This is a genomic window from Streptomyces sp. NPDC003036 (assembly GCF_040611175.1).
Lineage (GTDB): Bacteria > Actinomycetota > Actinomycetes > Streptomycetales > Streptomycetaceae > Streptomyces.
In genome coordinates this window covers 97291-105172 of record NZ_JBEXNO010000026.1, presented here as the reverse complement: position 1 = coordinate 105172, position 7882 = coordinate 97291, and the positions used below count along the sequence as shown (strand labels likewise).

General features: G+C 71.4%; 6 protein-coding genes. 5 read left to right on the top strand and 1 reads right to left on the bottom strand.

Annotated features, from left to right (window positions below; translation table 11 throughout):
• The first annotated feature begins 295 nt into the window (after window positions 1–295).
• Both ABZX67_RS20560 and ABZX67_RS20555 read left to right on the top strand, forming a co-directional pair.
• Window positions 296–1114: an SAM-dependent methyltransferase gene (locus ABZX67_RS20560; protein WP_355362134.1), complete on the top strand. Its 819-nt coding sequence runs from the start codon at window positions 296–298 to the stop codon at window positions 1112–1114.
• 2 nt (window positions 1115–1116) lie between these two features.
• On the top strand, window positions 1117–3306 hold the full coding sequence (locus tag ABZX67_RS20555; protein ID WP_355362140.1) for an EAL domain-containing protein: 2190 nt from the start codon (window positions 1117–1119) through the stop codon (window positions 3304–3306).
• Here ABZX67_RS20555 and ABZX67_RS20550 read toward each other — a convergent pair.
• Window positions 3246–4208, bottom strand: coding sequence for a LysR substrate-binding domain-containing protein (locus ABZX67_RS20550; protein ID WP_355362132.1), 963 nt, complete (start codon window positions 4206–4208; stop codon window positions 3246–3248). The two genes, ABZX67_RS20555 and ABZX67_RS20550, sit on opposite strands and share 61 nt — an antisense overlap.
• Window positions 4209–4304: 96 nt before the next feature.
• Between ABZX67_RS20550 and ABZX67_RS20545 the strand changes: the two genes are divergently transcribed.
• From ABZX67_RS20545 to ABZX67_RS20535, 3 genes are read left to right on the top strand one after another with little or no spacing between them, the layout of a single operon-like run.
• Window positions 4305–5009: a succinate dehydrogenase cytochrome b subunit gene (locus tag ABZX67_RS20545; protein WP_355362130.1), complete on the top strand. Its 705-nt coding sequence runs from the start codon at window positions 4305–4307 to the stop codon at window positions 5007–5009.
• Window position 5010: 1 nt separating this feature from the next.
• Window positions 5011–6957 carry a fumarate reductase/succinate dehydrogenase flavoprotein subunit gene (locus tag ABZX67_RS20540; RefSeq protein ID WP_355362128.1) on the top strand — a complete coding sequence of 649 codons (1947 nt, stop codon included), beginning with the start codon at window positions 5011–5013 and terminating at the stop codon, window positions 6955–6957.
• On the top strand, window positions 6954–7703 hold the full coding sequence (locus ABZX67_RS20535) for a succinate dehydrogenase/fumarate reductase iron-sulfur subunit (protein ID WP_355362126.1): 750 nt from the start codon (window positions 6954–6956) through the stop codon (window positions 7701–7703). The genes ABZX67_RS20540 and ABZX67_RS20535 overlap by 4 nt, the downstream gene beginning before the upstream one ends.
• Window positions 7704–7882 lie beyond the last annotated feature (179 nt).

Below are 7882 nucleotides of genomic sequence, written 5' to 3'. Positions count from 1 at the left end.
GCTGCGCAACGTCCCCGCTCCACACCGTGGTCGGGGGGCCCGCCGGCCCGCCCGGGGGGCCCATCCCCCCCCGGGGCGCCCCCCCGGCGGCCCCCGGGGCGCCCGCCCCCCGCGCGGACCGGCGGGCCCGGTCCCGTACCGCCTGGTGAACCCGCACGTGCCAAAGGCGTGTGACCAAGAACGGACCGCTATTTTCCGTTTCCTCTCGCCCTCCTGGCGGGCGATCAGTAGCCTCGGCTCGAACACCGGCCATGAACACGGCCGCATCCCCCGTGGCTACTTGTTGGAGACATCGATGGAGCGTCCCGCCTGGGCCCCGCCGGGTATCGATATTTCGGTGCCGAGCGTGTCCCGCATCTACGACTACTACCTGGGCGGCTCGCACAATTTCGAAGTGGACCGGGAAGCCGCGCGCAGGGCCATGGAGTTCATGCCTGGCCTGCCCAAAATCATGCAGGCGAACCGGGCGTTCATGCGCCGCGCGGTGCGGTACGCCGCGAACGAGGGCATCGACCAGTTCCTCGACATAGGCTCCGGCATCCCCACCTTCGGCAACGTCCACGAGATCGCCCAAGACGCCCGCCCCGGCGCCCGCGTGGTGTACGTCGACCACGATCCCGTGGCCGTCGCCCACAGCAAGGCCGTCCTGGAGGGCAACGAGCACGCCGCCGTCGCCGCCGCCGACCTGCGCAAGCCCCAGGACATCCTCACCGCCCCGGAGACGACCGGGCTGCTCGACCTGGACCGCCCGGTCGCGCTGCTGCTCGTGGCGGTCCTGCACTTCCTGGAGGACGCCGACGACCCCCAGCGGTCCGTCGCCGAACTGCGCGACGCCCTCGCCCCCGGCAGCCTGCTGATCGTCACCCACGCCTCCTTCGAGGGCATCCCCGTACCCCAGGAGCGGGCGGGTGGCGCGGTGGGCGTCTACCGCGACATCCGCAACCCACTGGTCATGCGCTCGCGGGAGGAGGTGGCGCGGTTCTTCGACGGGTTCGAGCTCGTCGAGCCCGGTGTCGTGTCGATGCCGTACTGGCGGCCCGAGCCCGACAGCCCGGTCGAGCAGGAGGATCCATACGCCTTCGCGGGCTTCGCAGGGGTGGGGCGCAAGGCGTGAGCGTGCCGCCGCAGGAACCCGGGGCGGGATCCGGCGCGGAGCCGGACGGCCTCGAGGACAGACTCCGGCGGTTCGCGACGATCTGGAGCCGGGCGATCTTCCCGGTCACCGCCACGTCGCTGACCCGCCCCGAATTCGAGCGGCACCTGCTGCCGCTCGCCCGGGAGCTGAGCGCCGCGCTGCACGCCCGGCCGTTCGACCCGGCGCCCGCGCACGGCGTCGGCGCCGCCCTGGTGGCCGCGCACTGCACCGACCCCGACGCGCTCAGCCGCACCCTCGGCGTGGTCGACTCCTACCTGGTGCTGTACTGCCGGGACGCCGAAGCGCCGGGCCCGGCCGGGCTGACCGACCTCCCCGCCGAGGAGCTCCGGGCCCGCTGCGCCCGGCTCCAGCACGCCCTGGCGGCCGGTTTCGCGCAGGCGCTGCGCGAGCGCACCCTCGCCGAGCAGGAGTCCATCGCCCGCTCGGCGCTCTCGGCGCGCAGCTTCGCCGAACGGGCGCTGCACGCCAGCGAGGCCCGCTTCCGGGCGGTCTTCGAGGGCGCGGCCATCGGCATCGGCATCGCCGACCTCGAGGGCAACGTGCTGGAGGTCAACGGGGCCCTCACCCGTATGTTCGGCGGCCTGGAGCGCCATGTGCGCGGCCGCAAGGTGTCCGAGTGGGTCCACCCCGAGGACGCGCCGCAGGTCTGGAAGCTCTACGGCGAGCTCGTACGCGGCGAGCGCGACCACTTCCGCGTCGAGAAGCCCTTCTACCGCGGCGACGGCACCGTCCTGTGGACGAACCTCACGGTCTCCCTGCTGCGGGACACCGAGGGCAACCCGCAGTACACCCTGGCGCTGATGGAGGACACCACCGAACGCCGCCTGCTCAACCTGCGGCTGCGGTACGAGGCGACTCATGACGCCCTCACCGGGCTGCCCAACCGGACGCTGTTCTTCGAGCGGCTCGACAAGGCCCTCTCGGCCGGGGACGGCGCCCGCTTCGGGCTCTGCTACCTCGACCTGGACGGCTTCAAGGCCATCAACGACAGCCTCGGCCACGCGGCCGGCGACCGGCTGCTCGTGGAGGTCGCCGACCGGCTCCAGTCGGTCGCGACCCGGCCGGGGGAGATGGTCGCCCGCCTCGGCGGCGACGAGTTCGTGGCGCTGACCACCGGCACGGACACCGAGCGCCAGGCCGACGAGCTCGCCCACCGCATCCTCGCCGCCCTCGCCACGCCCATCCGGCTGGACGGCCGGGAGCTCACCGTGCGCGGCAGCGTCGGCATCGTCGAGGGGCCGGCGGGGGAACGCGGCTCCGCGGAGGTGCTGCGCAGCGCCGACATCACCATGTACCGGGCTAAATCGGCGGGCGGCAACCGCTTCGAGCGGGCCGACCCGGAGGCCGACGCCCGCGCCATCACCCGGCACGGTCTGACCACCGCGCTGCCGGCGGCGCTGGAGCGCGAGGAGTTCTTCATCGAGTACCAGCCGCTCGTCCACCTCGGCGACGGCAGCGTGCACGGCGCCGAGGCCCTGGTGCGCTGGTGCCACCCGCAGCACGGGGTGCTCGGCCCCGACCGGTTCATCCCGCTCGCCGAGCACACCGGGCTCATCGTGCCGCTCGGGCGCTGGGTGCTTCAGGAGGCGGTCCGCCAGGCCAGGTTCTGGAACCGTCGCCACTCGGACGGCGGGCCGCTGCGCATCAACGTCAACCTGTCGCCGACGCAGCTGCACCACACCGGTCTGGTCGCCGACATCGTCGACGTACTGGACCGCTTCGGGCTGGAGCCCGGGGCGCTGTGCCTGGAGGTGACCGAGTCGGCCCTGATCGGCGCCGACGAGGACCTGCTCAAGCCGCTGCGGCAGCTGGCCGAGATGGGCGTGGACATAGCGCTGGACGACTTCGGCACCGGCTACTCCAACCTGGCCAACCTGCGCCGCCTGCCGGTGAGCGTGCTCAAGCTGGACCGCTCCTTCACCCAGGGCATGCAGCGGCACCCGGCCGACCCCGTCGACCTCAAGATCGTCGAGGGGATCGTCTCCCTGGCCCACAGCCTGGACCTCGCGGTGACGGTGGAGGGCGTGGAGACCGGCGCGCAGGCGGAGCAACTGCGGGAGCTGGGCTGCGACACCGCCCAGGGCTGGTACTACGCCCGCCCGGGCGCCCCCGACCGGATCCACTCGCTGGTGCTGGCGGACGCGGTCTGAGACCGCAGCAGGACCTTCTGGAGCTCGCGCGCCGCCCGCGGCGGCGCCACGTCGCTGCGGTGCGCGAGCGCGATGGTCCTGCGCAGCCCGGGCCGCGCCAGGGCGGTGACCCGCAGGTCGCGGCCCGCCCTCGCCGCCACCATGCTCGGTACGACGGCCACCCCGAGCCCCGCCCGTACGAAGCCGAGCACCGCGTCCATCTCGCCGCCCTCCACCGTGAACGACGGCTCGAAGCCCTCCGCCCGGCACGCCGCCACCGTCAGCTCCCGCAGGTCGTAGCCGTGCCGGAACATCACCAGCGGCTGGTCGCGCAGATCGGCGATCCGCACCGGGCGGCTCGGCGGCGGCGAGGCCGCGGTGGGGGCACCTCCCAGGCGAAGCCCTGGGGGAGACACCACCACCAGGTCCTCCTGGAGCAGCTCGACGGTGGTGAGCGCGGGAGAGGGCGTCGGCAGCGGCAGCACCACCAGCGCCAGGTCGAGCGCGCCGCGCGCCAGCTCCCGTACGAGATCGTGCGAGCCGCTCTCCTCGATCAGCAGCTGGATCCCCGGGTGCAGATCGTGGAAGGTGCGCAGCACATCGGGCAGCAGACCGGTGCACAGGCTCGGCGTCGCGCCCAGCCGCACCCGACCGCGCCGCAGCTGCGCCACCTCCTGCACCTCGTGGCGCGCGGTGTCGGTGTCCGCGAGGATGCGGCGCGCCAGCGGCAGCAGCGCCTCGCCCGCGTCCGTGAGCGCGATGTTGCCCCGGGCCCGGCTGAACAGCTCCGCGCCCAGCTCCTTCTCCAGCGCCCTGATCTGCTGCGACAGTGACGGCTGGGAGACGTGCACGCGCTCGGCGGCGTGCGTGAAGTGCCGGGTCTCGGCGACCGCCACGAAGTACACCAGCTGCTGGAACTGCATGTCTCCACGATAGGCCCCCGCGATAGCCGATCCCTATGGATATCAGCGGCACCATGTCTTGGACCTCTCACGCCCGCCGCCCCTAGCGTCTGGTGCATGGCTCTGGCAACGCGGACGGATCGACAACCGTCCCTCACGCGCACCTTCTGGCGATCCACCGTCGGCAAGAAGACTGTCATGGCCGTCAGCGGGCTGATCATGATCGGCTACCTCGTCGCGCATGTGATGGGCAACCTGAAGGTTTTCTTCGGCCCCGGCGAGTTCAACGCGTACGGCCACTGGCTGCGGACCATGGGCGCGCCGGTGCTGCACCACGAGTGGGGGCTGTGGATCGCCCGCGTGGTGCTGCTCACCGCCGTGATCGCCCACGGCGTCTCGGCGTACCAGCTGAGCCGGCGCGACATCAAGGCCCGCCCCACCGCGTACGCGCACAAGCGCCGCCGCGCGAGCTACGCCACCCGCACCATGCGCTGGGGCGGGGTGATCGTGGCGCTCTTCATCGTCTGGCACATCCTGGACCTGACGACGCTCACCGTGAACCCGAACGCCCAGGCGGGCCATCCGTACGAGAACGTCGTCGCGACCTTCTCCACCTGGTACGGCAACGTCATCTACATCGTCGCGATGCTCGCCGTCGGGCTGCACATCCGGCACGGCTTCTGGTCGGCCGCCCAGACCCTCGGCGTGGGCAACGCCGCCCGCGACCGCGCGCTGAAGACCGTGGCCAACGTCCTCGCGCTGGTGCTGACCGCGGGCTTCGTCTCCGTACCCGTCGCCGTCATGACCGGAGTGGTGAGCTGACATGAGCTTCCTCGACTACACGACCGGCGCCCCGGTCATGGACGACAAGGCCCCGAAGGGCCCCATCGCCGAGCGCTGGGACAAGCGCCGCTTCGAGGCGAAGCTGGTGAACCCCGCCAACCGCCGCAAGCACACGATCATCGTCGTCGGCACCGGCCTCGCGGGCGGCTCCGCCGGCGCGACGCTGGCCGAACAGGGCTACCACGTCGTCCAGTTCTGCTACCAGGACTCGCCGCGCCGTGCCCACTCCATCGCCGCGCAAGGCGGCATCAACGCCGCGAAGAACTACCGCAACGACGGCGACTCCGTCCACCGCCTCTTCTACGACACGGTCAAGGGCGGCGACTTCCGCGCCCGCGAGTCCAACGTCCACCGCCTCGCGCAGATATCGGTGGAGATCATCGACCAGTGCGTCGCCCAGGGCGTGCCCTTCGCCCGCGAGTACGGCGGCCTCCTCGACACCCGCTCCTTCGGCGGCGTCCAGGTGTCGCGGACCTTCTACGCCCGCGGCCAGACGGGCCAGCAGCTGCTGCTCGGCGCGTACCAGGCCCTGTCCCGGCAGATCGCGGCCGGGAACGTGGAGATGCACCCGCGCACCGAGATGCTCGACCTGATCGTGGTCGACGGACGGGCACGCGGCATCGTCGCCCGCAACCTGATCACCGGCGAGATCACCACGCACTTCGCGGACGCGGTGGTGCTGGCCTCCGGCGGCTACGGCAACGTCTTCTACCTGTCGACGAACGCCATGAACTCCAACGCCACCGCCGTGTGGCGGGCGCACCGGCGCGGCGCGTACTTCGCCAACCCCTGCTTCACCCAGATCCACCCCACCTGCATCCCGCGCACCGGCGACCACCAGTCCAAGCTGACCCTGATGAGCGAGTCGCTGCGCAACGACGGCCGCATCTGGGTGCCGAAGGCGAAGGGCGACACGCGCCCGCCGCACGAGATCCCCGAGGACGAGCGCGACTACTACCTGGAGCGCATCTACCCCTCCTTCGGCAACCTCGTGCCGCGCGACATCGCCTCCCGGGCCGCCAAGAACGTCTGCGACGAGGGCAGGGGAGTGGGCCCCGGCGGCCAGGGGGTGTACCTGGACTTCGCCGACGCCATCCGCCGCATGGGGCGGGCCAAGGTCGAGGAGAAGTACGGCAACCTCTTCGACATGTACGAGCGGATCACCGCGGAGAACCCGTACGAGGTGCCGATGCGGATCTACCCCGCCGTGCACTACACGATGGGCGGCCTCTGGGTCGACTACGACCTCCAGACCACCGTGCCGGGCCTCTTCGCGATCGGCGAGGCGAACTTCTCCGACCACGGCGCCAACCGCCTCGGCGCCTCCGCGCTGATGCAGGGCCTCGCCGACGGCTACTTCGTCCTGCCGTCCACCATCAACGACTACCTCGCCCGCAACCCGCTGACGGACGCGGTCACCGCCGACCACCCGGTGGTACGGGACGTGGTCGGGGAGACCGAGGACCGGCTCGCGCGGCTGCTGGCCGTCGACGGCGACCGCACCCCCGACTCGTTCCACCGCGAACTGGGCGAGCTGATGTGGGAGTTCTGCGGCATGGCCCGCTCCGACGAGGGCCTGCGCAAGGCGCTGGAGCGGATCCCCGCCATCCGCGAGGAGTTCTGGCGCCGGATCAAGGTGCCGGGCACCGGCGAGGAGCTCAACCAGTCGCTGGAGAAGGCCAACCGCATCGTCGACTACCTGGAGCTCGCCGAGCTCATGTGCCTCGACGCGCTGCACCGCACCGAGTCCTGCGGCGGCCACTTCCGCGAGGAGTCCCAGACGCCGGACGGCGAGGCGGCCCGCAAGGACGAGGAGTTCTCGTACGCCGCCGCCTGGGAGTTCGGCGGCACCGGCGAGGCGCCCGTCCTGCACAAGGAAGACCTCGTCTTCGAGTACGTCCACCCCACCCAGCGGAGCTACGCATGAAGCTCAAGTTGCGCGTCTGGCGCCAGAAGAACGCCGACGCCCCCGGCGCCATGGCCACCTACGAGGTGGACAACATCTCGTCCGACATGTCCTTCCTGGAGATGCTCGACACCCTCAACGAGGAGCTCATCCTCCGTGGCGAGGAACCGGTCGCCTTCGACCACGACTGCCGCGAGGGCATCTGCGGCGCCTGCTCGCTCGTCATCAACGGCGACGCCCACGGCCCGGAGCGCACCACCACCTGCCAGCTGCACATGCGGTCCTTCCGGGACGGCGACACCATCGACATCGAGCCGTGGCGCGCCGCCGCCTTCCCGGTGGTCAAGGACCTGGTGGTGGACCGGTCCGCCTTCGACCGGATCATCCAGGCGGGCGGCTACATCAGCGCCCCCACCGGCTCCGCTCCGGAGGCGCACGCCACGCCCGTGCCGAAGGCGGACGCGGACTTCGCCTTCGAGCACGCCGAGTGCATCGGCTGCGGCGCGTGCGTGGCGGCCTGCCCCAACGGCTCGGCGATGCTCTTCACCTCGGCGAAGGTCAACCACCTCAACGTGCTGCCGCAGGGCGCCCCGGAGCGCGAGACCCGGGTGCTCGACATGGTGTCCCAGATGGACGCCGAGGGCTTCGGCGGCTGCACGCTGACCGGCGAGTGCGCGACGGCCTGCCCGAAGGGCATTCCGCTGCCGTCGATCGCGGCCATGAACAAGGAGTGGCTGCGGGCCACGCGCAAGGTGCGGCGCAGCTGATGCGGGCATGATTCAAGCCACTTCCCGGGCGTGACCCGGGCCACGCGCATCGCCCCGGAACGGAAGATTCTCCACGAGATGGCCACATTCTCCGCAAGAATTTCCGTCCGGGGCGAACGTGTGTCCGTGAACAGCAAGATCAACTTCGTTGAATTCTGCACCGAAGATGGTGGGTTGTC